The organism is Paraburkholderia sp. NPDC080076, from assembly GCF_050281145.1.
Lineage (GTDB): Bacteria > Pseudomonadota > Gammaproteobacteria > Burkholderiales > Burkholderiaceae > Paraburkholderia.
On sequence record NZ_JBNNWQ010000006.1, the window covers coordinates 18,932 to 43,898 of the forward strand.

At 61.7% G+C, this 24,967-nt stretch carries 19 protein-coding genes; 8 read left to right on the forward strand and 11 right to left on the reverse strand.

Translation table 11 applies throughout. The features are described 5' to 3' along the window. Positions 1-3: 3 nt before the first annotated feature. From ACQKRQ_RS23975 to ACQKRQ_RS23985, 3 genes are all read right to left on the reverse strand, one after another. Complete coding sequence (locus ACQKRQ_RS23975; RefSeq protein WP_427479840.1) at positions 4-1,506, reverse strand: ABC transporter substrate-binding protein; 1,503 nt, start codon at positions 1,504-1,506, stop codon at positions 4-6. 101 nt (positions 1,507-1,607) lie between these two features. Beyond that, on the reverse strand, positions 1,608-2,741 hold the full coding sequence (locus ACQKRQ_RS23980) for an ABC transporter ATP-binding protein (RefSeq protein ID WP_427479842.1): 1,134 nt from the start codon (positions 2,739-2,741) through the stop codon (positions 1,608-1,610). Further along, the gene (locus ACQKRQ_RS23985; protein ID WP_427479844.1) at positions 2,738-3,760 is read right to left on the reverse strand and encodes an ABC transporter ATP-binding protein; all 1,023 of its coding nucleotides are present in this window, start codon (positions 3,758-3,760) and stop codon (positions 2,738-2,740) included. Before ACQKRQ_RS23985 ends, ACQKRQ_RS23980 begins: the two co-directional genes overlap by 4 nt. A gap of 128 nt (positions 3,761-3,888) precedes the next feature. Here ACQKRQ_RS23985 and ACQKRQ_RS23990 point away from each other — a divergent pair, with 128 nt between their 5' ends. The 3 genes from ACQKRQ_RS23990 (at position 3,889) to ACQKRQ_RS24000 (ending at position 6,597) form a co-directional block, all read left to right on the forward strand. Beyond that, positions 3,889-4,755, forward strand: a complete 867-nt coding sequence (locus ACQKRQ_RS23990) for a LysR substrate-binding domain-containing protein (RefSeq protein WP_408179750.1) — start codon at positions 3,889-3,891, stop codon at positions 4,753-4,755. Between the two features lie 91 nt (positions 4,756-4,846). Beyond that, positions 4,847-5,806, forward strand: coding sequence for an AraC family transcriptional regulator (locus tag ACQKRQ_RS23995; protein ID WP_408179749.1), 960 nt, complete (start codon positions 4,847-4,849; stop codon positions 5,804-5,806). A gap of 89 nt (positions 5,807-5,895) precedes the next feature. After that, on the forward strand, positions 5,896-6,597 hold the full coding sequence (locus ACQKRQ_RS24000; protein ID WP_408179748.1) for a fumarylacetoacetate hydrolase family protein: 702 nt from the start codon (positions 5,896-5,898) through the stop codon (positions 6,595-6,597). Between the two features lie 203 nt (positions 6,598-6,800). On the opposite strand, the gene ACQKRQ_RS24005 is transcribed toward ACQKRQ_RS24000, so the two are convergent. The 3 genes from ACQKRQ_RS24005 to ACQKRQ_RS24015 are packed head-to-tail and all read right to left on the reverse strand — an operon-like array spanning position 6,801 to position 10,178. Next, the gene (locus ACQKRQ_RS24005) at positions 6,801-7,607 is read right to left on the reverse strand and encodes an NAD-dependent epimerase/dehydratase family protein (protein WP_132379791.1); all 807 of its coding nucleotides are present in this window, start codon (positions 7,605-7,607) and stop codon (positions 6,801-6,803) included. Positions 7,608-7,641: 34 nt separating this feature from the next. After that, positions 7,642-8,385, reverse strand: a complete 744-nt coding sequence (locus ACQKRQ_RS24010) for a GntR family transcriptional regulator (RefSeq protein WP_427479846.1) — start codon at positions 8,383-8,385, stop codon at positions 7,642-7,644. A gap of 53 nt (positions 8,386-8,438) precedes the next feature. After that, a complete protein-coding gene (locus ACQKRQ_RS24015) occupies positions 8,439-10,178 on the reverse strand; it encodes an IlvD/Edd family dehydratase (protein ID WP_408392172.1) in 1,740 nt (579 codons plus the stop codon). 142 nt (positions 10,179-10,320) lie between these two features. Between ACQKRQ_RS24015 and ACQKRQ_RS24020 the strand changes: the two genes are divergently transcribed. Both ACQKRQ_RS24020 and ACQKRQ_RS24025 read left to right on the forward strand, forming a co-directional pair. Beyond that, positions 10,321-11,319 (forward strand): 2-hydroxyacid dehydrogenase, encoded by a 999-nt coding sequence (locus ACQKRQ_RS24020; protein ID WP_408494972.1) that lies wholly within the window; start codon positions 10,321-10,323, stop codon positions 11,317-11,319. Positions 11,320-11,360: 41 nt separating this feature from the next. After that, complete coding sequence (locus ACQKRQ_RS24025; protein ID WP_427479848.1) at positions 11,361-12,290, forward strand: dihydrodipicolinate synthase family protein; 930 nt, start codon at positions 11,361-11,363, stop codon at positions 12,288-12,290. Between the two features lie 70 nt (positions 12,291-12,360). On the opposite strand, the gene ACQKRQ_RS24030 is transcribed toward ACQKRQ_RS24025, so the two are convergent. From ACQKRQ_RS24030 to ACQKRQ_RS24045, 4 genes are all read right to left on the reverse strand, one after another. Then, a complete protein-coding gene (locus tag ACQKRQ_RS24030; protein ID WP_427479850.1) occupies positions 12,361-13,527 on the reverse strand; it encodes a mandelate racemase/muconate lactonizing enzyme family protein in 1,167 nt (388 codons plus the stop codon). A gap of 110 nt (positions 13,528-13,637) precedes the next feature. After that, positions 13,638-14,930: an MFS transporter gene (locus ACQKRQ_RS24035; RefSeq protein ID WP_132379779.1), complete on the reverse strand. Its 1,293-nt coding sequence runs from the start codon at positions 14,928-14,930 to the stop codon at positions 13,638-13,640. A gap of 73 nt (positions 14,931-15,003) precedes the next feature. Beyond that, positions 15,004-16,311 carry an MFS transporter gene (locus ACQKRQ_RS24040; RefSeq protein ID WP_427479852.1) on the reverse strand — a complete coding sequence of 436 codons (1,308 nt, stop codon included), beginning with the start codon at positions 16,309-16,311 and terminating at the stop codon, positions 15,004-15,006. A 99-nt stretch (positions 16,312-16,410) separates the two neighbouring features. Beyond that, positions 16,411-17,958, reverse strand: coding sequence for a UxaA family hydrolase (locus ACQKRQ_RS24045; RefSeq protein ID WP_427479854.1), 1,548 nt, complete (start codon positions 17,956-17,958; stop codon positions 16,411-16,413). A gap of 236 nt (positions 17,959-18,194) precedes the next feature. On the opposite strand from ACQKRQ_RS24045, the gene ACQKRQ_RS24050 reads away from it, so the two are divergent. The 3 genes from ACQKRQ_RS24050 (at position 18,195) to ACQKRQ_RS24060 (ending at position 21,825) form a co-directional block, all read left to right on the forward strand. Continuing rightward, entirely contained in the window at positions 18,195-19,133 is a 939-nt protein-coding gene (locus ACQKRQ_RS24050; RefSeq protein ID WP_427479856.1) for an SMP-30/gluconolactonase/LRE family protein, read from the forward strand. 86 nt (positions 19,134-19,219) lie between these two features. Further along, a complete protein-coding gene (locus ACQKRQ_RS24055) occupies positions 19,220-19,624 on the forward strand; it encodes a heme-binding protein (protein ID WP_427479858.1) in 405 nt (134 codons plus the stop codon). Positions 19,625-19,665: 41 nt separating this feature from the next. Beyond that, positions 19,666-21,825: a malate synthase G gene (locus ACQKRQ_RS24060; protein WP_427479860.1), complete on the forward strand. Its 2,160-nt coding sequence runs from the start codon at positions 19,666-19,668 to the stop codon at positions 21,823-21,825. A gap of 360 nt (positions 21,826-22,185) precedes the next feature. Here the strand turns inward: ACQKRQ_RS24060 and ACQKRQ_RS24065 are convergent, their stop codons facing one another. Continuing rightward, positions 22,186-22,464, reverse strand: coding sequence for an HU family DNA-binding protein (locus ACQKRQ_RS24065; protein ID WP_408179739.1), 279 nt, complete (start codon positions 22,462-22,464; stop codon positions 22,186-22,188). Between the last annotated feature and the right edge of the window lie 2,503 nt (positions 22,465-24,967).

The window sequence follows — 24,967 nt, forward strand, 5'->3', positions numbered from 1 at the left end:
CGGTCAGCCCTTGACACTGACGCCGCGTAGGCGGATCAGGCCGTCGGGATAAGGCGTGAAGCCTTGCACCTTCTTCGACAGTTCGAACGGCCACGGCTGGCTGTAGACGTAGATGATCGGATCGTCGTCGGCGAGCAGCCTGGACGCCGCGTCGTACTGCGTTTTGCGGTCCGCGGCGGTCAGCTTCACGCGCGCGGCGTCGAGCAGCTGGTCGACTTCGGCGTTGCAGTAATGCGCGTAATTGAGGTTGCCGGCGCACGTGTTGAACTGATGCAGGTTGCCGTCCGGATCAACACGGCCCGACCAGCCGAGGTACATCGCCTCGAAGTCGCCGCTGTGCGCGGCATTGAGCTCGGTCGCATAGTCGGTCGGCCGCAGCTTCAGGTTAAAGCCGGCTTCGCCGACCATCGCCTGCATCATCTGCACGATCTGGCTCGACACCGTGTTGTTCGGGTAAGTGAACTCCATGTCGACGTGCTCGTGGCCCGCCGCCTTCAGCAGCGCCTTCGCCTTCGCGACGTCGCGATGCGACATCGGCAGCGACGCGTTGTAGTACGGGCTCGACTTCGGCACCGCCTGATTCGCCGGCGCGAAGATGCCCGCGCCGATCACCTGGTTGATCGCGTCACGGTCGATCGCGAGTTCGAACGCCTGCCGCACGCGCTTGTCTTTCAGCAGCGCGTTGCTGCGCTTGCCGTTGCCGATGTTGAACGTAACGTAGTAATAGCCGAAGCCGCTGACCGGCGCGAACTTGTAGCTCGCGTCGCTCTTGACCGACGCGACATCGGACGGCGCGAGGCGCTCAAGCATGTCGAGCGAACCCGAACGCAGGTTTGCGAGGCGCACGGTGCTGTCCGGAATCGGCAGGAAGATCACGCGCTGGACCGGGTATTTGTCCGCGTCCCAGTAGCCCGGGAATTTCTCTAGCACGACGCGATCGTTCTGCACGCGCTGAACGAACTTGTACGGGCCCGAACACACAGGATGCGCGGCGACGCCCGCCGGATCGGCCAGCGTCTTAGGCGCGAGCATCATGCCGGCGCGGTCGGTCAGCGTCGCGAGCAGTGCGGCGTCTGGCTGCTTCAACACGATTGCGACGGTGTAGTCGTCGATCACGTCGACGTGATCGACCGACGCAAGTTCGCTCTTGCGGTTGCTCGTCGGCAACGTGCGGTCGCGGTCCAGGTTCGCCTTGACGGCGGCCGCATTGAACGGCTCGTCGTCCTGAAACTTCACCCCTTGCCGCAGCTTGAACGTGAGCGTCTTGCCGTCGGCGCTCGTCGTCCACGACGTCGCCAGCATCGGCACGATCTTCAGGTCGGGCGTGATATCGACCAGCGCGTTGCACAGCGACGCAAATACGATCCGGTCGACGAGCTGCACGCTGCGTGCGGGGTCGAGCGAACCGATGTCGTCCTGCAAGCCGATCCGTATCGTCTGGCTGGTCTGGGCCATCGCGCCGGTAGCGCTGAGTGCGAGCGCCGCGGCAATCAATATTCTTCGCATGAGGACTTCCCTTTGTTTTCCAATTCACAAACGGTTTGGTGAGCGGGCAGCACAGCGGCGGCAGCTCGATTCTTCACCCGATTTTCATCTCGACCACCGGCTCAATCGCCGCCGCCAGCGGCGAGCGTCGCCTGGCGGTCGCGGTAGATCGCGAGCCGCTCGATCAATTTCGGGCTGACGCTCGTGGCCAGCGGTGCGCCGCCGCCGGCGTTCTGGATCTCGCGCCAGAAGTGGCATGCGACCTGCCGTCCGTCCTCGAGGCGCTCGCTGATCGGCCGCGCTTGCGCGCAGTGCGGCTTCGCATGCGGACAGCGCGTATGGAAACGGCAACCGGAAGGCGGCGCGGTCGGACTCGGCAGATCGCCGGACAACGCGGGCTTCGCACGCCGCTCGTGCGGGCTGCTCGCCGGAATCGCGCGCAGCAGCGCTTGCGTGTACGGATGCAGCGGCGCGTCGAACAGTGCATCGACTTCAGCCAGCTCGACGATCTCGCCGAGGTACATCACGGCGACGCGGTCGCTCATGTGGCGAATCACCGCGAGGTCGTGCGCGACCATGATCAGCGTGAGGCCGAGATCCTGTTTCAGTGTTTCGAGAAGATTGATCACCTGCGCCTGCACCGAGACGTCGAGCGCCGACACCGGCTCGTCGCCGACGATCAGCTTCGGCTCGCCGGCCAATGCGCGCGCAATCCCGATTCGTTGTCGCTGGCCGCCGGAGAATTCGTGCGGGAAACGGTCCGCGTAGGCCGGTTGCAGGCCAACCGTGCGCAGCAGTTGCGCGACGCGCTCGCGATGCTCGGCGCCGTTGCGCGCGAGCCCGTGCAGCGCGATCGGTTCGCCGACGATCTGGCCGATCGTCATGCCCGGATTCAGCGACGCGAACGGATCCTGAAAGATGATCTGCATTTCGCGGCGCAGCCGCCGCAGCGGCGCGCCTTGCTGATGCGTGATGTCGTTGCCTTGATAGAAGACGCGGCCGTCCGTCGAGTCGATCAAACGGAGCAGCAGGCGGCCCAGTGTGGACTTGCCGCAGCCCGATTCGCCGACGATCGCGAACGTCTCGCCGGGGTCGACCGCAAACGACACGTCGTTGACTGCATAGACGGTTGGCGAGCGTGTGAAGAGATGCCGCGTACCGCCAAAATGCTTCGTCAGCGCGCGCGCCTCGATGATCGGCGTCTGCGAATTCGAGGCCGGGTGTGCGTGCGGCGTCGGTGTATTGGGCGTCGTCATGCAATTTCCTTGCGCAACAGCGGCGCGGCAACCTGTTCGACCGGAGCGAGCCAGCACGCGACCCGATGCACACCGGCTATTACCTTGTCGGGCGGCGCGGCGTCGGTGCAGCGTTGCTCGGCGAAGGGGCAGCGCGGCGCGAAGCGACAGCCGTTCGGCATCAACTCGGGCGACGGCACCGAACCGCGGATCGTCGCGAGCGCGCCTTCGCGCTTACCGACCGATGGAATCGCGCCCATCAGGCCGATCGTGTAGGGATGCTGCGGGTCGTCGAACAGATCGGCAACGGTGCCGTATTCGACGATGCGGCCCGCGTACATCACCGCGACGTGGTCGGCGACTTCAGCGACGACGCCGAGATCGTGCGTGATCAACACCATCGCGGTGCCGGTCTCGGCTTGCAGATTTTTCACGAGCGCCAGCACCTGCGCCTGGATCGTCACGTCGAGCGCGGTCGTCGGCTCGTCGGCGATCAACAGGCGCGGGCGGTTCGCGAGCGCCATCGCAATCATCACGCGTTGGCGCATGCCGCCGGAGAGCTGATGCGGGTATGCATCGAGCCGGGTTTCCGGCGCCGGGATGCGCACGAGCCGCAGCATTTCGAGCGCCTGCTCGCGCGCCTGCCCGCGCTCGACATCGCGATGTCGCCGGATGCTTTCGGCGATCTGGTCGCCGACCGTGAACGCCGGGTTCAGCGACGTCATCGGCTCCTGAAAGATCATCGACAGCCGGTTGCCGCGAATATCAGCCAGTTCGCGCTCGGTTAGCGAGAACAGGTCCTTGCCTTCGAAATGCGCGGTGCCGGCGACGCGTTGTGCAGGCGGGCTCGCGAGCAGACCCATCAGCGCGAGCGACGTCACGCTCTTGCCGCAACCCGATTCACCGACGATGCATAGTGTCTCGCCAGTGCCGACTGAGAACGACACGTCGTGGACGAGGTTCGGTACCTCGGCAGCGCGCGAGAACTTCAACGAAAAGCCGCGCACCTCCAGAACCGGTCGGCGGGCGGCATCGGTCATGCTGGGAAACTCCATATCGAGCTGGTAGTCCTGTTCAAGGCTGTCCTCGCGGCGATTATGTGGTGCGCTTGACGACAGAAAATATTAATATTTCTTACTGATACTTAACTTTTTCTTGGGGATGAGCGATGCCGACCCTGCGCATGTTGAGAACCTTTCGGGCCATCGCGCGCACCGGATCATTCGCGGCAGCGGCCAGGAGCGTCGCGCTGACCCAGGCGGCGGTCAGCTTGCAGATGCGCGGGCTCGAACAGGCGCTCGGCCGCCAGTTGTTCGACCGCAGCGGTCGGCAGATCGCGCTGAGCCGCCACGGACAAGATATCTGGCCGAAGGTCGAGCAGATTTTCGACCTCCTGGACGAACTCGAAGCGACGCCGGCGGACTCGATGGTCGGGCCGGTGACCATCGGCGCGGTGGTGTCGGTGATCGGCGCGCTCTCGCTGGTCATCGCGCGATTGAAGGCCGCGCATCCGCAACTGGATGTGCGGCTGCTGTCGTCGCGCTCCGACGAACTGGCGCGGATGGTCGAGGCGGGTGAGGTCGATATCGCGGCGGTCGTCGCGCGTGCCGACATGACGCTGCCTGACACGCTGAAGTGGACGACGCTATACACAGAGCCGCTGATGCTGGTGGTCAGCCGCGAAATCGGTGACAACGATCCGCGGCGAATTCTGCGCAGCCACCCCTTTCTGCGTTTCGACCGCCGCGTGCGCACCGGGCGCGTCGTCGAGCATGCACTGCAGACAGTCGGCCTGACGGTCAACGAATACCTCGAACTCAACTCGATCGAGACAATCGTCGCGCTGGTGCGCGAAAATGTCGGCGTCGCGGTGCTGCCGCTTCTGCATCGCGGCAACTGGCAAAACGATCCGCTACTACGCGTGCTGTCGATTTCGAATCCGCCGGTGCTGCGCACGGTCGGCATGATCCAGCGCGCGTCGTATGACCGGCGCGGCATCACGCAGGCGATTATCGACACGCTGCACAACGACTGAGCGGCCTGCGCCCACCGCTTCACAGCGGTGCGTCTGCACACGACGACATATGGTCTGATACAGTACCCTGAATCAATTGGAGCATGCAGCCATGAAGGCTTCACGGGCGGCGGCATCACGCACTTACGCGATGCCTGAGCGAAGCGATCGCCTCGATTTCTACATACGCGACCAAGCCTCACGCCCCGCAATTGAAGAGCCGCACAAGCACGAATATTTTCAGATTCAGATCAACCTCGGCGGCGATACCGAACAGCACATCGGCGGAGTACGCCGGCCTTTTCCTGCGGGTGCGGTCGCCTTTATCCTGCCGCATCGCTTGCATCTGATACCGCACCCCGCGCATTCGCGCTTCATTGTCATCAACTTTACGCAAGCGTTTCTACGCGCCAATACGGACGGAGTCGCGGGTCCCCTGGACCTCGAGGATGTGTCGATTACGCAGGCACCCGAACTCGCGCCGTTCAGGCTTCAGGAGTACATCGACTTCATTCTGGCGGACGCCGATCTCGCCGAAATCGAGCCGGTTCTGTCACGTATGCTGGAGGTCAATGAGACACGGCGCTTCGGTGCGAGCGCCCTCCTGCGCGGATACCTTCTCCAGTTGATTGGGATCGTATGCCAGCGACACGCGGATCAGCTACTTCGGCTTTCCTCGCGCAACGTCCAGAGACTCGGCCGACGAGACGCTCTGGTCCGTGTGGACCGTCATGTCGATGCCCATCTCGCGAGCAACGCGCTGTCTCTGACCTCTGCCGCCGCCGCTGCGTTTCTATCGCCGAACTATCTTACGCATCTGATCAAGAAAGAGACGGGCCGGACGTTTGTCGAGTGGGTGACCGAGCGACGCATCGCACGCGCAAAGGAACTGCTGGCAAACGACAACCGGCGCATCAAGGACATCGCGTTTCTGGTCGGCTATCGAGACGAGGCCTATTTTTCGAGGCGGTTTCGTCAGTCGGTCGGTCAGTCGCCGAGCGACTTTCGCGACATGCACCGGAGTGCGGGTCAACGAAACGGCGGGGCAACCGCGCGCGAGGAAGCACCGTAAGATCGTCCTGGTGTTCAGCGGATTTGTCCTGCTCGGCAGGTTCGCAGGGCGATATCGTAGGTAGGCCAATATTACTTGCGAGGCTTACCATGACCGAATACTCGGTGACACCACCCACGATCACCTCCGTTGCTGTCAGCGGTTCGACGAACCGCTTTCCCGTGCGCCGCGTGTTCTGTGTCGGACGCAACTACGCAGAGCATGCGCGCGAAATGGGCGCCAACCCGGACCGGGACCCGCCGTTCTTTTTTTCCAAGCCTGCCGATGCAGTCGTGCCAGCGACCGGCGTCCTTCCGTATCCGCCCCTGACCTCCGACTTGCACCACGAGATTGAACTCGTCATTGCGATCGGCAAGGAAGGAAAGATCATCGCCCGCGAAGACGCACTCGATTTTGTCTGGGGCTATGGAGTCGGTGTCGATCTGACACGCCGGGATCTTCAGGCGACGGCGAAGAAACTGAGCCGCCCGTGGGACTGGGCGAAAGGCTTCGACGCGTCTGCGCCAGTGAGCGAGATCAAACCGACGTCCGAGGCGGGGCATCCATCCAGTGGCCGCATATGGTTGTCCGTGAACGGAGAAGTCCGTCAGCAAGGCGATCTCAGCGAAATGATCTGGCCTGTCGCGGACATCATCAGTTACGTGTCTCAGGCCGTGACCGTGAAGCCGGGAGACCTGATCTTCAGCGGAACACCCGCCGGCGTCGGCGCACTACGCCCAGGCGACAAGGTCGCAGGTGGAGTGGATGGCGTTGCAAACTTCAGTTTCGAGGTGGGCCCGCTGGTCGGATGAACGGGGCGCGGGAAGTCGCCTGAAGATCTCCCCTGCGAACAAGTGCGACCGGTGCGAACCGAGGCGCACTTTCGCAGCGGGACTCGATTGTGGACGCACAGGTTCGACGTCCAACTGCTTCCTGTCGCAGGCTCATGAAGGAAGCTGATCCACGAGTACCTGCTTTACCGCGGTGCAATCGTTCCGACGATAGACCGCCACCCTCAATCGATCAGGAGCGGATCGCCGTCGAATTCGACGAGACAGCCGGGGCCGCCATGAAACAGCGCTTCACGCGCATCTTCCGTCTTTCCCGTTGCCGCGATCTCAGCCGCATAAAGTTCGGCATCATCTTCCGGCACGTACCCGAGATAGCGCACGTTGGCATTGTCCCAGCGATTGCGCGCGTTATTGGAGACGCCGTACACGACCGCGAAGTGGAAGTCCGGATAGTCGATACAGCGGCGCGTCACCTGCACCATGTCGCGATGGCTGATCCATGTGAAGAGGTGGCGCGGTACGGTCGGCCTGTTGTCCGGGCGAAACGAGCCGATACGGATGCACGCAACCGACATGCCGTGCTTGTCGGCGTACATCCGGCCAAGCGCCTCGCCGAACACCTTCGAGATGCCGTAGCGGCTATCAGGACGCGGCTCGACGCTGTTGTCGATCATCCGGTCGCGACGATGAAAACCCACTGCATGGTTTGAACTCGCGAACACCACGCGCTTGACGCCTGCTTGCCGCGCCGCTTCGAACACGTTGTAGCAACCCTCGATGTTCATATCGCGGATGCGCTCCCAGCGATCCTCGTCGGGGATGCCGGCGAGATGCACGACGACGTCGACGCCCTCCATGGCCGGCAGAAGATCCTCCAGGCGCGTGATGTTCGCCGTCACGATTTCCTCGCCTGCCTGTGCCTCGGCCTGCGGCGCAATATCGGCGAGGCGCAGCGCATAGTGGCCCTGGAAACCGGCGCGGAGCACGCGCCCAATGTGACCGGCCGCGCCGGTGATCAGTACTCGAGTCATTGATACCCTCTCCGTGATTCAGGTAAAAAAACAGCTAATCGGTTTCGCCTTTCTGTACGGCGTAGCCAGCCGAGCGGCGATGATGCGCTTCGAGATACGCATCGCGCGATGGCACCAGGTGGTCCCGGCATAACTTGATCAACGATTCCCGGTCGCCGCTCCGGAGCGCCTCGATCATCTGGTGATGCTCGGCACGAGCCTTCTCCAGATACTGGGGAAACACGATGGATACTGAACGGATCGCATGCGTGCGGCGTTCATACTCGCGAATCGCCTCGGTTAGAACCTGGCTTTCCGACAACGCAAAGAACGCATGGTGAAACGCCATGTTCGCGCGGAAGACGCGTCGCAGGTCGCCGGCGATGGCCGCTTCGTCGTGCTCTGCCTGAATTGCCGTCAGCGCATCGAGCGCCTCGCTGCTGACCGGAAAAACGATGCGTCGCGCCGCGTCTGCTTCCAGCAATTCGCGTAGCGCATACAGTTCAATGACCTCGCGCGGTGTAAACGACTTGACCAGCGCACCTACATTCTTGCGGCGCTCCACCAGGCCGCGCCGCTCCACCTCCGCCAGCACCAGACGGGCGACGTGGCGCTTCAGGCTGAAGCGCTCGCACAGATCGTCTTCGACGAGCCGTTCGCGCGGATGCAGAACGCCAAGGACGATCTGCTCCTCGAGCTCGTCTGAGACGCTGCGCAGCGTCTCGTCGATATTGCGGTCACGTTCGACCGTCTTCGCAGTGGGTGCAGCGGAGCGTTTGGGCTTGGCAGCGTTGCTCATAGAAAGGATCCGCAAAATGATCTAAGCCGCGAGCCTATACGAAAATATGATCTTTAACCCTTGTTTCCGTTGCCGGGAACGGTCGCGGTAATCCGGGTAGCTTGCAGAAAGTCAAAGTCGCAGCCCTCGTCGGCCTGAGTGATCGTGGTCAGAAAGAGTTTGCGATAACCACGCTCATCGGGGTCGGCCTGGCGCGCCGGCAACGCGGCGAGACGAGCCGCGATTTCCTCGTCACTGAGGGCAAGTTCGATAGACCGTTCCGCCACGCTCAGGCGAATCCGGTCGCCAGTTTGTACGACCGCGAGAGGCCCGCCGATGGCCGCTTCAGGGGTGACGTGCAGCACCACTGTGCCGGACGCCGTGCCGCTCATGCGGCCATCCGAAATGCGCACCATGTCTTTGACCCCCTGGCGGCCGAGCTTGCGCGGGATCGGAATGTAGCCGGCTTCCGGCATCCCGGGTGCACCGACCGGACCGATCCGCTTGAGCACGAGTACGTCATGTGCTTCCACGTCCAGTTCCGGGTCGTCGATACGACGAGCCAGATCCTCCGCGTCTTCGAAGACGACGGCCCGCCCTTCATGCTCCATCAGGCTGGCGCTTGCCGCTGACTGCTTGATGATCGCGCCGCCCGGCGCCAGGTTGCCACGCAGCACCGCAATTCCGCCTTGCGGAAAGATCGGGCGGCCAAACGGACGGACGACTTCCTGCGGGAAGCTCGCCGGGGCGGCATCCAGCTCCTCGCCGAGCGTACGGCCGGTCACAGTGAGCGCGTCGAGATGCAGCAGGCCCTTCATCTCGCGCATCACCGTGGTCAGCCCGCCGGCACGATGCAGGTCTTCCATGTAGTGCTGTCCGGACGGTTTCAAATCGACGAGGACGGGCGTCTCGCGCGCCATCCGGTCGAGTTGCTCAAGGTCGATGCGAATCCCGAGCCGGCCCGCAATGGCCGTGAGGTGAATGATGCCGTTGGTCGAGCCGCCGATTGCGAGCAGCACCCGCAATGCGTTTTCGATCGCCTTGGGTGTCAGGATGGCCGCCGGACTCAGGTCCCGCCCGATCATCGCCACAGCCTGCGCGCCGGTGCGCTCCGCAATGCGGATGCGATCGGCGGTCACGGCAGGCGCGGACGCACCACCCGGCAGCATCATGCCCAAGGCTTCCGCGATGCAGGCCATGGTGCTTGCCGTTCCCATCACCGAACAGGTCCCCACCGTTGCGACGAGTTGATTGTTGACGGCTTCGATCTCGGCTTCGTCGATCTGGTCGCCGCGAAAGCTCGCCCAGAAGCGACGGCAGTCTGTACATGCCCCCACCCGTTCACCGCGATGCGAGCCCGTCAGCATCGCACCCGTCACCAGCTGAATAGCGGGAACGCCCGCCGCCGCCGCCCCCATCAACTGGGCCGGTACGGTTTTGTCGCAGCCGCCGATCAGCACCACCGCGTCCATCGGCTGGGCCCGGATCATCTCCTCCGTGTCCATCGACATCAGATTGCGAAGGTACATGCTGGTCGGATGCGAAAAGCTCTCGGCGATCGAAATCGTCGGGAATTCGACAGGCAGGCCGCCAGCCAGCATCACGCCGCGTTTTACCGCCTCGATCAACTGCGGCGCGTTGCCATGGCACGGGTTGTAGGCACTGCCGGTGTTCGCGATGGCCACGATGGGACGCGACAGCGCGTCGTCGGTATAGCCCGCCCCCTTGATGAACGCCTTGCGCAGAAATAGCGAGAAACCTTCATCGCCGTAGTTCGTCAGCCCCTGCCGCAAGCCGCTTTTCTTCTCGCTCATTGTCGCTCCTAAATCGTCGATGAGATTATCAATAATCTTGACGGGAATGTTACCGATACTTATAGTCTCTCCGCAAGCGATTCTTTTCTGTTGCGGTCGGTGCCGCATATCCACTCTCCAACAGCCTTCCGCCGAGGTCTTCATGAAGCATGTCGTGGCCTATCGTTCGTTGCCTCCTGCCGTGCTGGGGCTCCTTCGTGAGCACTGCTCCGTCGAGCTGGTCGACGTTTCATCCGGCGACCTCGCGCCGTTCAGGCACGCACTGGGCGCGGCTCACGCAATGGTCGGCAACAATCTCAAGATAACGCCGGAGATCCTCGATGCGGCGCCTCTGCTCGAGGTCGCATCCACGATTTCGGCCGGCTTCGATGCGTTCGATGTCCCCGAACTCTCACGCCGCGGCATCGTACTGACGAATACGCCGGAAGAAGTCACCGAAACCACCGCCGATCTCGTATTCAGCCTGATTCTCGCAACCGCCCGGCGCATTTCGGAACTTGCCGATTGGACACGGCGCGGCCAATGGACGCGTACTGTCGGCGAGGCGCAATTCGGTGTCGACGTGCACCACAAAACGCTGGGAATCGTCGGGCTCGGGCGCATTGGCAGCGCGGTCGCCAAGCGCGCCGCCCTCGGCTTCGGCATGGACGTGATCTATTCCAACCGCTCCCGCAACCCGGAAGCGGAGGAGCGCTACGGCGCGCAATGGCGGCCGCTTCCCGAATTGCTCGCCACGGCGGACTTCGTTTGCGTGCTTGTGCCGCTATCGCCCGCCACCGAGCGACTGATCGGCAGCGCCGAACTCGGGACCATGAAGCCGTCGGCCATCCTCATCAACTGCGCTCGCGGCCAGGTCGTCGACGAAGTCGCCCTCATCGAACATCTTCGTGAAGGCCGCATTCGCGGCGCCGGTCTCGATGTGTTCGAACGCGAACCGGTGTCGCCGGACTCGCCGCTGCTCCAGTTGCCGAACGTGGTAGCGGTGCCGCATATCGGTTCCGCTACGCAACAGACGCGCGAAAACATGGCCATGCGCGCGGTACGCAATCTCATCGACGCACTCGACGGCCAACTCTCGTCGACCTGTGTCAATCCCGAAGCGCTCCACGCCCGCTCGTCTGCGCAACAGATCCCGGGCTGAATGGCGCGAAACACGCTCACTTCAATCAAAAGGAACACGCGATGACTTCAGTCAACCGACCCCGCGGCGTTTACTCGCCCGTGGTCACGCCGTTCACAAGAGACCTTCTTCCGGATCACGACCGCTATGTCCGTCATTGCCGATGGCTGATCGAACAGGACGTCGGACTCGCTGTTTTCGGCACCAACTCGGAAGCGAATTCGCTCGCCGTCAGCGAGAAAATGAAGCTGCTCGAAACGTTGGTTGGCGCAGATATTCCGCTCGATCGTCTGATGCCAGGCACAGGCTGCTCGGCCCTCACCGACACGGTCGAACTAACACGCCATGCGCTTTCGCTAGGGGTGAATCATGTGCTGACGCTGCCGCCGTTCTTCTACAAGGGCGTCACCGACGAAGGCCTGTTCCGCAGCTATGCGCAGATCATCGAACGCGTGGGTTCCGACGCACTGCGCATTTATCTGTATCACATCCCGCCCGTGTCCCAGGTGCCCCTCAGCCTCGCGCTCATCGAGCGGCTGCTCGCTGCTTTCCCGGGCGTGATCGCCGGCGTGAAGGACAGTTCGGGCGACTGGAGCAACACGCAGGCCATGCTCGAGCGCTTCCAGCCGCATGGCTTCGATGTGTTCGCCGGCAGCGAGACCTTCCTGCTGGCCACCATGCGGGCGGGCGGCGTTGGCTGCATCACGGCAACCGGAAACGTCAATCCGGCGGCTATCGTGCAGTTGTATCGTCACTGGCAATCGGCCGACGCCGATGCCCGTCAGGCAGCACTGGATGCCACGCGTGCGGTGTTCGCCAAATTCCCGATGATTCCCGCACTCAAGGCAGCGATCGGCGTGTATTCCAACGATGCCGACTGGGGCGTCGTCCGCCCGCCTCTCGTCGATCTGACACCAGTGCAATGCGATGCGCTCGCCACCGCACTCCGCGAAATCGGCTTCTCGATGCCAGGGGTCGAAGTCACGGCCTGATGCCCTGAAGAAACGCCCGCCGGTTGCATGCGCAACCGGTGGTGTTTTCCAGCTATCCATGGCTTCGGCTTCAGGCCCAATCGTCTAGCGCGTATTCGTTCAGCGCGGCTTCATCGAAGTCGAATCCGAGGCCTGGACGAGTCGGCACGGTCAGGTTGCCGTCTGCGAACGACAGTTGCGTGTCCACCAGCCGACGGAAATTCAGCACCTGATCGTCAGGAAAAAATTCGACATAGCGCGCATTGGGCGTCGACGCCACCAGATGCACGTGCAGATCGTGGAACCAGTGCGGACACATCGTCACACCCACGGCCGCGGCCGACGCCGCAATCCGCCGCCATTCGCTGATCCCGCCGCATACCGCCGCGTCTGACTGAAGGATCATGGCCGCGCGCTTGTCGAGCAGCTCCTGATGCCGCCAGCGCCCCGCTTCTATCTCGCCGGTCGCAACGGTCACCGGCGTGCGTCGGCTCAGTTGCGCATGACTCTCGATGTCGTCGGGACTGAACGGCTCTTCGATCCAGTACGGGTTGAACGGCTCGTACCGGCGCATGTATTCGAGCGCGGTCGGAACGTCGGACCATGCGTTGTTGGCATCGAGCATCAGCAGCACGTCGCCGCCGATCGCTTCGCGGGCTGCCCTGATCCGCGCTTCCTCGCTGCGCGGATCAAGCCGCCCTACCTTCATCTTCACCGCGCGAAACCCCAGCGCCACATAGCCGGCCATTTCCTCGCCGAGATGCGCCGGCGTCTTGCCTTCCAGATAGTAACCACCGCTGGCATAGGCCGGCACGGTGGCGCTGGATGTGCCGCCGAGATAGCGGCTCAACGGCAGGCCCGCAGCGCGTGCATTGCGGTCCCACAAGGCGATGTCGATGATGGACAGCGCCCGCATGACTGAGCCCGCACGCCCTTGCAGCAACGACTCGTCGTACATGGCGCACCACGAGCCTTCGACGTCGAGCGCGGAGCGCCCACGTAACAGCGGCGCAAACAGTTCGCGCACGGCATACGTGACCAGCATGCCCGCGCGGTTGCCGCTGTAACAAAAGCCGATGCCGTGCTGGTCATCGGCTGTCGTGACGCGTACTACGGTGTAGTCGCGGGCAGTGACGAGGCGGGTCGAGAATGCAGTGTGGCGGTCAAGCGGCACGCGGATGGTGCGCGCCTCCACCGAAACGATCCGCGAACGTGTCTGATAATCGGTTTGCTCGGATTCAACAATGACATGTTTCATGGCAGTAGATCGACTCGAAAAAAACGGGATACTCGCGCGGCCACGCGTACGGCCGCGGGCGGGTGGCTCCGCCTGCGCCTCCCGGCTCCTTGCGTGGCGGGACGGACCGTTTATGCGGCGGTGGTATGCGGCCCGGCTGTCTCGCCTGCCGCGCGCCGGCCGATGACCAGCAGCATTGCCAGCACGCCGACCAGATCGACCGCCGCGCCGAGCATGAAGCCGCTGCTGTAACCACCCAGGTACTGGACCGCCAAACCCATCATGGTCGGACCGACGATGCCCGAGATGTTGCTCATCAGGTGAACAAAGCCGCTTACGCCCCCAAGATGCCTGCCGGGCACAAGCTCATGCATGGTGGCCCAGCACGCTTGCGACGAAGCCGTCAGAAACAGTACGGCGAACGCGACAAGCAGTACTGCGGGCGTCACGGAATCGACCATGCTGACGCCCACCAAGGCGAGACCCGACAGCGCGAGCGGCACGATCGCCGAGACCTTGCGCGCCAGCAGCTTGTTGCTCATGCGCTTGAAACACGCGTCGGCAAGCAGGCCGCCACCGAAGTATCCAATCCCGCCGCATGCCCATGGCACGGCGCTCAGAAAGCTCATCTGCTTCATGTCGAGATGCAGCGCGTTGGTGAAATAGCTCGGCATCCAAGAGATGAACACGAACAGCGTGTAGTTCACCGCAAACAGGCCGACGCCAAGCGCGAGCGTGCTCGGACGAAACAGGTAGCTGCGCAGCGGCGTGCTTTCTTCGCCGCCTTCCGCAGGATGTGCCGCACTGCGGCTCGCTTCCACCATCTCGCGTTCGGCCTCGCCGACCCGCGTGCTTTGCGCCGGCTTGTCGGTAGCGAACATGCGCCAGGCGACGATCCACACCAGCCCGAACGCCGCGATGATCACAAACGACGTGCGCCAGCCGTAGGCGATGGCAATCAGTCCCACCACCGGCCCGGCGATCGCACTGCCTACCGTCTGGCCTGAAAACGTAAAGCCGACCATGGTCGCGGTTTCATGCCGGGGAAACCAGTTGGTGATGGTCCGGTTGGTCGTCGAATTCATCGGACCTTCGCCGAACCCGAACAGCGCCCGGGAGATCAGCAACGTGCCGAATCCAGTCGCGGCCGCGGTCAACCCGCAGAGAATGGACCACGCCCCCATCGACCAGGAGAAGACCCGGCGCGGCCCATACTTGTCGGCGAGTTGTCCGCCTACGAATGCGAAGATGGAATAGCCGAAGAAGAAACTGCTGAACACTACGCCGAGTTGCGACGGCGAAAGATTCAGCTCCTTGTTCAGGACAGGCGCGACCACGCCAAGCGCCGCGCGGTCCATGTAATTGATCGCGCCCGCGATAAACAGCAGCAAGGCGACAACGTAGCGATACTTCCCAGTCTTCATGTTGTCTCTATTCCATGTAATTGAGGATACCGAATGTTGCTATCTGGCACTTCTCTCGAGTGCCATGGAGGTACTACTTGTTGACAAGCCTGGCGGGAAGCTGCGTCAAGATGAGACCTGCGGAGACAATCAGCGACCCCGCAATCAGGAACAGGCTCGAATCAAGAGAATGCGTGACCGTCTTTAGCCACCCCACCAGCGCAGGGCTTACGAAGCCTGCGAGATTGCCCGTCGAATTGATCAAGGCAATGCCGGCCGCCGCACCGGTGCCGCCGAGGAAGGAAGTGGGCAAGGCCCAGAACATGGGTAAGGCCGTAATCACGCCCGAAGCGGCAAGCGTCAGGCCAAGCAACGCAATATACGTATTGTTGCCCGCGTAGGCGCACATCACGAACCCCGCAGCCGCCATGCATTGCGGCAACACGACGTGCCAGCGGCGTTCACGCGTGCGGTCCGCGTGGCGGCCGACCACGATCATCAGAATCAGCGCGGCAAGATAAGGCACGACCGTGAGCAGGCCGATGGTGAAGGCGTCCGTGATTCCGGAACTCTTTATGATGGTTGGCTGCCAGAAGCCAACTGCATAGGAGCCCATCACGATACCGAAGAGAATCGTGCACAAGGTCCAGACTTTGAGCGACGTGAAGACCTCGCGCACGGAGCCGTGGCTTTTGGTGCGTGCTTCCGCATCGATTTCCGACGCTATGAATTCGCGGTCCTGTACCGGCAGCCACTTTGCGTCCTTCACCCGATCATCGAGGAACCAGAAAATGACGGCTGCGAGGATCAGCGCGGGGGCGGCTTCCAGAATGAACAGCCACTGCCAGCCGGCAAGGCCCGCGTGCCCCGCGAGGCGCTGCATGATGAAGCCGGAAATCGGGCCGCCGACAATGCCCGCCACCGGATTGCCCGCCATCAGGAAAGCAATCATCTTGCCGCGCCGGTGCGATGGAAACCAGTAGGTGAGATACAGCACTAGCCCCGGGAAAAAGCCCGCTTCGGCCACGCCCAGAAAGAAACGCAATACGTAGAACATCGTCGGCGTGGTGACCCACGCGGTCGCGGCCGAGAGCACGGCCCACGTGAGCATGATCCGGGCGATCCAGCGGCGCGCGCCGAGCCGGTGCAGCAGCAAGTTGCTCGGCACCTCGAAGAAGAAATACCCGATGAAAAAGATGCCCGCGCCGAAGCCATACATCGCCTCGCTGAAGTTCAGATCGCTGAGCATCTGGAGCTTGGCGAAGCCCACGTTGACCCGATCCAGATACGCCACCACGTAACAGACGAACAGCAAGGGCATGAAGCGCCAGGTCACTCGCGTGTAGATCGAGTTGCTTGTCGCGCTGTCAGGTATTTGTATTGCCGGGGTTTGAGTACTCACAGGCTGTCTCCGCCATTTGTTCGACTGCCTACGGGCGACGGTTTTACTTATAGGTGTAAATGGCCGTTCGCCCTCGCAATGCGCCGAGCCACTGCGCACTCAACTCATGATGCCGATCTGCCACGGCACGAATTCGTGGTCACCCAGTCCGAGCATTTCGCTTTTTGTGCGCTCGCCCGACGCGGCGGCAAGAATCGCGTCGAAGATTTTCTGGCCCGTGCTGTGGATCGAAGCGATGCCATCCAGAATCCCTCCGCAGTTAAGATCCATGTCTTCGGTCAGACGCGTGTACATCGGCGTATTGGTGGCGAGTTTCAGCGATGGCACGGGCTTGGCGCCGAACATCGAACCGCGCCCTGTCGTGAAGGCAATAAGATTTGCACCGCCCGCAATCTGACCCGTCGCGGAGACGGGGTCGAAGCCGGGGGTGTCCATGAATACGAGTCCAGATTGCTTCACCAGCTCGGCGTATCGATACACTTGCATGAGGGGCCCGGTGCCGCCTTTCATCGCTGATCCAATCGACTTTTCGAAGATGTTCGCCAGTCCGCCCACCTGATTGCCAGGGCTGACCTGGCCGTTGATCTGAACGTCTCGACCGACCGAATACTCGTCCTTCCACCAGCGGATCCGCTCAACCAGTTTCTCGCCGACTTCGCGGCTGACCGCACGCCGCGTGAGCGTATGCTCCACGCCGTAGATTTCGGGTGTTTCGGAAAGGATGGCGGTGCCGCCATGACGGACCAGCAAGTCCATCGCCGCACCGAGCGAAGGATTGGCGGTGATCGAGGAAAAGCCGTCCGAGCCGCCGCATTGCAGACCGATTTTCAGATGGCTTGCGGGAACCGTCGTGCGTTTCACGCGATTGGCATCGGGCAACAGCGCCCGAACCGCAGCTACGCCTGCCTCGATGGTCCGACGGGTGCCGCCGTTCTCCTGCATGATGAATGTGTGCAGCCGCGAATCAGCCTTCAGACCTTCCTGATCCATCAGTCCGGCCAGTTGGTTGCGCTCGCATCCCAGCCCGACAATCAGCGCCGCGGCAAGATTGGGGTGCCGCGCGTAACCCGCCATCGTCCGGCGCAGCAGCGCCATCGGCTCACCGCTCATTTCCATGCCGCAACCGATCGAGTGCGTGAACGCGACCACACCATCTACGTTGGGGTAGTCCGCCAGGCGTTCCGGCGTGAACCATTCGGCGATTCTGTGCGCGACCGTGGCGGAACAATTGACTGTCGACAACACACCGATGTAATTGCGCGTGGCAACCTCGCCGTTATCCCTCACGATGCCCTGGAACGTGGCGCGCCCGGCTTCGGGCACCATCTCGACGGGCTGGTAGTCCGCTCCAAATGCGTAGTCCCGGTCGAACTCACGGAACTCGACGTTATGGCTATGGACCATCGTGCCTGGCGCAATATCCGTCGCGGCGAAACCGATCACCACGTTGTATTTGCGAACCGGTTCGCCCTTTTTGATAGGCGTCGCCGCGATCTTATAACCTGCGGCCACCTGGCTGCGGCAAACAAAATCTTCCGCTGGAACCGGCGTACCGATTGCGACGTCGATGCGCGCAATGACCACATTGTCAGCGGGATGCAACCGAATCACCGGCCCGGTTACGTTCTTGCTCGTCGTCTCAGTCATCAGGCATTGCCCTTCTAGAAATTTGCGCCAGGCGGTCACAAAAGGCACGAAACGAGTAATCGCTTTCTTACATAACCGCTACGACCCATGCGTCACTGCTCTAGGCTCAAGAATTTCAGGCATCTTATGGCACTTCATGGACTAATTCAAGAGAAAGCGCTTACTCATTTCCCTTTATACTAGCGATCGTGCCGCCGCAATAGGCGGAAATGCCGGGGCCTGAACAGGAGAGTGAGATGTGGCAACAAGCTGAGCGATACCCCGACCCGCGGGTGATTTCGCTAGACCCTTCCTTCGATAAATACCGCGTGGCCTTTTCGGCCGTCGAACGGCTGGCTACCGGTTACCGGTGGACCGAAGGCCCGGTATGGTTCGGCGATGGACGTTACCTGCTCTGGAGCGACATTCCGAACAACCAGATGCTGAAATGGGAGGAGGAAACGGGCGTAGTCAGCGTGTTCCGGAAACCTTCCAACTACGCGAATGGCAACACCCGCGACAGACAGGGGCGGCTCGTTACGTGCGAGCACGGCCGCCGCGTCACACGCACTGAGTACGACGGCAGCATCACCGTCCTTCTCGATTCCTTTGAAGGCAAGCCGCTTAATTCCCCCAACGACCTGGTCGTGAAGTCGGACGGTTCTATCTGGTTCACGGATCCGCCGATGGGCATCTCCGGACACTACGAAGGAATCAAGGCGGAGCAGGAACTCCCCCACTCCGTATATCGAATTGATGGCGCGACGGGCGAAGCGTCCGTAGTCACTCGCGACTTGAAAGGACCGAACGGCCTGTGCTTTTCACCCGACGAGAAACTGCTCTACATCATCGAATCGCGCGGTGTGCCCAACCGGATGATCCACGTCTACGAAGTGGACGCGGATGGCCGCGGAATCGGTGAAGGCCGAATGTTCTACGACGCGGGCGCCGGCACGATCGACGGCATGCGCGCGGACATCGACGGCAATCTGTGGTGCGGCTGGGGCATGGGCAATGACGAACTCGATGGCGTCATGGTTATTTCGCCAAAGGGAAAGATGATTGGCCGGATCGCCCTGCCCGAGCGCTGCGCGAATTTGTGCTTTGGTGGACGCGCGCGTAACCGGCTGTTCATGGCGTCGTCGCAGTCCATTTATGCGGTGCACGTCAACACGCAGGGCGCGCTAGGTGGATAGCCCTGTTCGCCACGAAACGTATCACGGCCTCCGGCATGCGCCGGTGGCGACACTTCACTTCGAAACACTGACTTGATAGCCCTGACATGCAAAGCAAACCCGTATTGACCGTTGTAGAAGCTACGCGAATCCTGGAAGCCGCGCGCGTGGAAGCAGAGAAAAACCAGTGGGCAGTCACCATCGCGGTCGTGGATGACGGGGGTCATCTGCTGGCCCTGCTCCGCCTCGACGGCTGTGCGCCGATAGGCGCTTACATCGCAACCGAAAAGGCGCGTACCTCCGCGCTCGGTCGACGCGAATCGAAGCAGTACGAAGACATGATCAACGGCGGCCGCACCGCGTTCCTGAGCGCGCCGCTGGCCGGCACGCTCGAGGGCGGCGTCCCGGTCGTGGTCGACGGACGCGTTGTGGGTGCAGTCGGCGTGTCCGGTGTCAAACCGGATCAGGATTCGCAAGTGGCCAGAACCGCGGCAAACAGCCTCAATGGCTGATTGATTGATATTTGAAACTGTTGGAGCAAATGATGGGTGAAATGATCGACAGAAACGGGCTGCGTGTCGCGGCTGTTCTCAGCAAATTTGTCGACGATGAGGCGTTGAGTGGGACTGGCATCGACAGCGAAGCCTTCTGGAAAGGCTTCGCTGCCCTCGTCCACGACCTCGCCCCCAAGAACCGCGCGCTGCTCGCAGAACGCGGTCGCCTGCAGACGGAATTGGACCAGTGGCACCGCGCGCATCCGGGGCCCGTGCGCGATCTGAAGGCATACCGCGCATTTCTCGAAGGCATCGGCTATATCGTATCGGCGAGCGCAGCCGTTAAGGCGACGACCCAGAATGTCGACACCGAAATCGCCGGGCAAGCCGGCCCGCAACTCGTCGTGCCACTGTCGAACCAGCGCTACGCACTCAACGCCGCGAATGCGCGCTGGGGCAGCCTCTACGATGCACTCTACGGCACCGACGCGATCCCCGAAACCGACGGTGCCGAGCGCACCGCCTACTTCAATCCGGTGCGCGGTGCACGCGTGATCGCGCGCGCCCGCGCATTCCTCGATGAAGCCGCGCCGCTCGTCAACGGCTCGCACGTCGACGCCATCGCGTACCGCGTGGAATGTGGCAAGCTCGCTGTCACGCTCAAGAACGGCTCGTCGGCGTTGAAGGTCCCCGCGCAGTTCATCGGCTATCAGGGCGATGCAGGCTCCCCTTCCGCCGTCCTGCTCAAACATCACGGCCTGCACTTCGAGATCCAGATCGATGCAACGGACTCCATCGGCAAGACCGACGCTGCGCGCGTGAAGGACGTGCTGATGGAAGCGGCCGTCTCGACGATTATCGATTGCGAAGACTCAGTTGCCGCTGTCGATGCCGCCGAAAAGGTCCAGCTTTACCGCAACTGGACCGGCCTCGCGAAAGGCGAGCTGACCGAGCAAGTCACGAAGAACGGCAAGACCTTCACGCGTCGCCTGAACGCCGACCGCACATACACCACGCCCGATGGCTCGACCGTGAAACTGCATGGCCGCTCGTTGCTGTTTATCCGCAATGTCGGGCATTTGATGACGAATCCGGCGATCGTCGATCGCGACGGTCGCGAGATACCCGAAGGCATTCTGGATGCCGTAATGACGTCGCTGGGCGCGATGCACGACCTGCAAAACAAGCTCAATTCGCGGACCGGATCGATTTACATCGTCAAGCCGAAGATGCACGGCCCGGCCGAAGTCGCGTTTTCCAATGAACTGTTCGACCGTGTCGAAGATCTGCTCGGGCTGCCGCGCCATACCATCAAGATGGGCATCATGGACGAGGAGCGCCGCACGAGCGTCAACCTGCAGGCGTGCATTGCGGCGGCATCGGCGCGCGTGGCGTTCATCAATACGGGCTTCCTGGATCGCACCGGCGACGAGATGCACAGCGCGATGGAAGCCGGTCCGATGATGCGCAAGGGGGATATGAAATCGTCGGCATGGATCGCCGCTTACGAGCGCAATAACGTGCTGGCCGGCTTGAGCTCGGGATTGCGCGGACGCGCGCAGATCGGCAAAGGCATGTGGGCGATGCCCGACCTGATGCATGCGATGCTCGAACAGAAAATCGCGCATCCGAAAGCGGGCGCAAACACGGCTTGGGTGCCGTCGCCGACTGCCGCGACGCTGCACGCGCTGCACTACCATCAAGTTGACGTTCAGGCCGTGCAGCAAGAGTTGGAAAAGACCACCTACGACAGCGTACGCGATGAGTTGCTCGATGGCTTGCTGACGATTCCTGTCGTCGAAGAGGCGCAGTGGTCAGATGAGGAAATCCGCAAGGAAATCGAGAACAACGCGCAAGGGATTCTGGGTTACGTGGTGCGCTGGATCGATCAGGGCGTCGGCTGTTCGAAGGTGCCGGATATACACGATATCGGCCTGATGGAAGACCGCGCGACGCTGCGCATTTCGAGCCAGCACATTGCGAACTGGCTGCATCACGGGGTGGTGTCGGAAGCGCTGGTGAACGAAACGTTCAAGCGCATGGCGAAGGTGGTGGATGCGCAGAACGCCAACGACCCGCAGTACCAGCCAATGGCCGGTCATCTGGACACATCACTCGCGTTCAAGGCGGCGAAGGCGCTGGTTTTTGAAGGGCGGTCGCAGCCTAGCGGGTATACGGAGCCATTGCTGCACAAGTTCCGACTTGGTGCGAAGTGGTAGGCGCAGCATAGCGCAGTCGAAACCGTGGTCGATTCAGCATGCGTCGCGGGCGGCTGGTGGCATCCCGCGTACGCATGTGCTTGGCAACTTGCGGCCGGGGTGTAAATAGCCGCGTTGACAATATGTTCCTTTTAGTGAGGATACCCAGGCGTGTGGACGCGAGGCATGCCGGAGTGCGAACGCTTCCGTATTCGAGTTCGGCGTCGTGCTGATAAGCCGCGCCAAAAACAGGTAGGTTCGCCAGGAGTGGTGGTGACGCCGACGCGAACCCGCGTGGTCCGCGGAACATGTCGGCCACCTGCGACGTGTTCGCAACGGACAGCCGCCGGCATATCACCGACCGGCGGCTGTCGCACGCTGTCAGGATCCGTTCACTGCATCCTTGAACGCCTTGCCGGCCGTAAACTTAACCGTCTTCGCTGCGGGGATCTGGATTTCGGCGCCGGTCGCCGGATTGCGGCCCACGCGTGCGGCGCGGGCTCCCGTCGAAAACGACCCGAAGCCGATGAGTTGAACCGTGTCGCCCTTCCTGACGGCGCTCGTGATTGCGCCGATGAACGCATCGATCGCTTCGCCTGTTGCCGCCTTGCTCGCGCCAGTCGCCGCAGCGACCGCATCCACCAGTTCCTGTTTGTTCATTGTCGATCCGTTGTTTTCTTTGTGGAAACCGTCACCCTACCCGATCGCCGCGCGTTCGCGCAATGACAAACAGCGCGTGATCCTCTTCGCGACTCGGTAGCCATCGGTAGCGTTGGCGTACGAGACTAGAACTACAGAATACGTAATATTTGATACATGTCGGTTTGCGAAGGTATCGGCCGGTAATTTTTGTTGGCGCTTGTCGATTTCGCAGCCTTAGAATGCGCCTCGTCGTGAAACATAAGGACAGCCGCGCCTCGAAAGTCCTCCAAGTTATTGTTTGTACATCGTTTTTTTGCTTCCGCATTGATCGTTTAATTGTTTCACGAGAAGCTGTTTAGTCGATGTCTTGGGTCCGCTTCGTGAATACCGCCCCTGCGAGCTCCAACCGTAGCTAAGCATTCGGGCGGGTCGTGGAGGTGCTCGTAAAGCTCCGCGCTGCTGGCGTCCTCCCCGCAACAGCACGAAAACGGCTCCTGCATGCGCGGCGTCGGCACCTTGTACGTGACCGATGCACGCACTATCACGCGCTCTACGGTGACGACTAAATCGAACGACTTACTGCTGATCTATGGTGTCGCTCTCAATGTCGGCGTCGCTAAGGATGGGCTCACGGGGCTGTGACTTCGGCGTCCGGCCAACTTTGGCATAGATCGAGGGTCGAAACTTTCGAAGGTTTTGCAGCGGATCAGTGGACAGTATTCACTCGGGGCGCAACAGTTTTTGCACGTGTCGTGAAAGCAATGTCAGGGCTTCGCCTGTGCGTCGAACTGAGACGCGTATAGCGTGTTCTTGCTCGGGACGCGCATTCGGGACTTCCGATCAGGCGAGGACACGCGATGTGATCGCAGGAATCATAGACTATTGATTTACCATTTCGATAGATAATACATATGAAGGCATATCATTTCTTGCCGGCGCTCAGCTGTCTAGCGGTTCCGTCTGAGGGCACACGACTGTGATAAGCATCCACCGTGAATAGCGGCGCGACGACAGCACGCGCCGGCACGTCGCAGTCGCGATGTTTTCAAAGGTAATCCGACATCGCGGGAGGCCGGGAGCCCTCCACTGCGAACCGCAACGTTTGCACAACCGGCCGGACGAGTCCGCGGTTTCAGTCAAAAAAATCGAGCCTAACTAGAGTGGCTTCCTCTAATTTGCGACTTGGTAGTCGTACGGCGTGCCGGAAGAATCCCGGATGAAGCGGCTGCCGCAACTCATGGAATGTATCTAGCGTATTGATGAACATGAGCCGTCATGGCCACCGCGGCAAATTGATGCCGGCACCCGCCTGCTTCGCCATTTTTTGATGTAGCTGTCTCGTTCGAGGGAGACACCCGGCGGTCTCTCTTTGCGGTGTTGTGCGTTGGTTTTACTACCAGCTGGCAGGGGTCCGAATGCTCACCTGGGCCCTATTGATGGGTCCAGCACAATAAGGTCGCAACCGGGCGGCGCCGCGCGCCGGTGAACTTGACCGCTCATTGTCTCCGTATCGACACTGCTCCAACGCCGGATCGCTGGACCACGTCCAATCAGACGACGCGCCATGATGAACCGCATCGAGAGGACGACGCGGCTGGAAGCATCGCTCGCTGAGATGCGCGACCATCCACGCAAGCACTATGTCTGAGTAACCGCTACCTGTCCGAGAACCGTGTGGGCGTGTAGAGGTTCAGTCGCTGGCCGACGTCGACGACCGTTCTTTTTGGGTGAAGGGCACTACTAGAAGGACTGCGTTCTGAAGAGGAAGACTCGACTTCAGCATGGCTTGGGGAAGTTGGCTATCGGCCAGTGCATCACCAGCAAGCAAAGACTCTAACCGTACTGCAGACCTGCATCGAACTGTGCGGCCGAATGCTGACGCAGCGACGCCGGAACGGCAATTCGCGTCCGAGGAGCAGTGCACGAACCTCGGTCGTTCACTCCGGGCGCAAATCGTGATGACGCCGGTTGGGCGGATCGCTGAGTCAAGCGACGGCAGCCGGGCCCGGAATCGCGCGCCCGGCTTTTAACTCATCCCTGGTCTCTCCCTTACAACAACGTCGAAGCGATCCTGATACGCCTGCCCTGTTCCGCGACGTCCCGAACACCCCCGAGGCCAGAAGGGGCTTGAATGATTCGCCTTGCCAGCGTCTGGAGGTTGGCAGACTGAGATCTCGGCGGCTCGATGGACATTGTGCAAGCGCGGAGGGATTTCTCACGCAGTCGTATCCAGGGTGAAGCGGCACGAAGGCACTCAGGATAGCTGTGCGCTGCGCCGGTTTGCCGGACGTCGATTTGCAGTGGTACAACGTGTTTGTACTGCGGGAATGTGCGCGTGGCGATTAGCGTACGCTACCTTTGCGGCAACCCATGTCGGGACATCGCGGAGTCGGTGACAGAAACGAAAACCGGCCATTCCGTCGACGAGGGCTGCCGAACAGGCATTAGAAGTCATTCACGCGCGGCGGCGGCATCCTTTCCCCTAAATGCGCGAAGTTCATCCACTCACGGCGTACCGTGT

Coding starts and splice junctions, on each gene's coding strand:
- ACQKRQ_RS23975 (WP_427479840.1), bottom strand. CDS start 1,506: ATGCGAAGAATATTGATTGCCGCGGCGCTCGCACTCAGCGCTACCGGC.
- ACQKRQ_RS23980 (WP_427479842.1), bottom strand. CDS start 2,741: ATGACGACGCCCAATACACCGACGCCGCACGCACACCCGGCCTCGAAT.
- ACQKRQ_RS23985 (WP_427479844.1), bottom strand. CDS start 3,760: ATGACCGATGCCGCCCGCCGACCGGTTCTGGAGGTGCGCGGCTTTTCG.
- ACQKRQ_RS23990 (WP_408179750.1), top strand. CDS start 3,889: ATGCCGACCCTGCGCATGTTGAGAACCTTTCGGGCCATCGCGCGCACC.
- ACQKRQ_RS23995 (WP_408179749.1), top strand. CDS start 4,847: ATGAAGGCTTCACGGGCGGCGGCATCACGCACTTACGCGATGCCTGAG.
- ACQKRQ_RS24000 (WP_408179748.1), top strand. CDS start 5,896: ATGACCGAATACTCGGTGACACCACCCACGATCACCTCCGTTGCTGTC.
- ACQKRQ_RS24005 (WP_132379791.1), bottom strand. CDS start 7,607: ATGACTCGAGTACTGATCACCGGCGCGGCCGGTCACATTGGGCGCGTG.
- ACQKRQ_RS24010 (WP_427479846.1), bottom strand. CDS start 8,385: ATGAGCAACGCTGCCAAGCCCAAACGCTCCGCTGCACCCACTGCGAAG.
- ACQKRQ_RS24015 (WP_408392172.1), bottom strand. CDS start 10,178: ATGAGCGAGAAGAAAAGCGGCTTGCGGCAGGGGCTGACGAACTACGGC.
- ACQKRQ_RS24020 (WP_408494972.1), top strand. CDS start 10,321: ATGAAGCATGTCGTGGCCTATCGTTCGTTGCCTCCTGCCGTGCTGGGG.
- ACQKRQ_RS24025 (WP_427479848.1), top strand. CDS start 11,361: ATGACTTCAGTCAACCGACCCCGCGGCGTTTACTCGCCCGTGGTCACG.
- ACQKRQ_RS24030 (WP_427479850.1), bottom strand. CDS start 13,527: ATGAAACATGTCATTGTTGAATCCGAGCAAACCGATTATCAGACACGT.
- ACQKRQ_RS24035 (WP_132379779.1), bottom strand. CDS start 14,930: ATGAAGACTGGGAAGTATCGCTACGTTGTCGCCTTGCTGCTGTTTATC.
- ACQKRQ_RS24045 (WP_427479854.1), bottom strand. CDS start 17,958: ATGACTGAGACGACGAGCAAGAACGTAACCGGGCCGGTGATTCGGTTG.
- ACQKRQ_RS24050 (WP_427479856.1), top strand. CDS start 18,195: ATGTGGCAACAAGCTGAGCGATACCCCGACCCGCGGGTGATTTCGCTA.
- ACQKRQ_RS24055 (WP_427479858.1), top strand. CDS start 19,220: ATGCAAAGCAAACCCGTATTGACCGTTGTAGAAGCTACGCGAATCCTG.
- ACQKRQ_RS24060 (WP_427479860.1), top strand. CDS start 19,666: ATGATCGACAGAAACGGGCTGCGTGTCGCGGCTGTTCTCAGCAAATTT.
- ACQKRQ_RS24065 (WP_408179739.1), bottom strand. CDS start 22,464: ATGAACAAACAGGAACTGGTGGATGCGGTCGCTGCGGCGACTGGCGCG.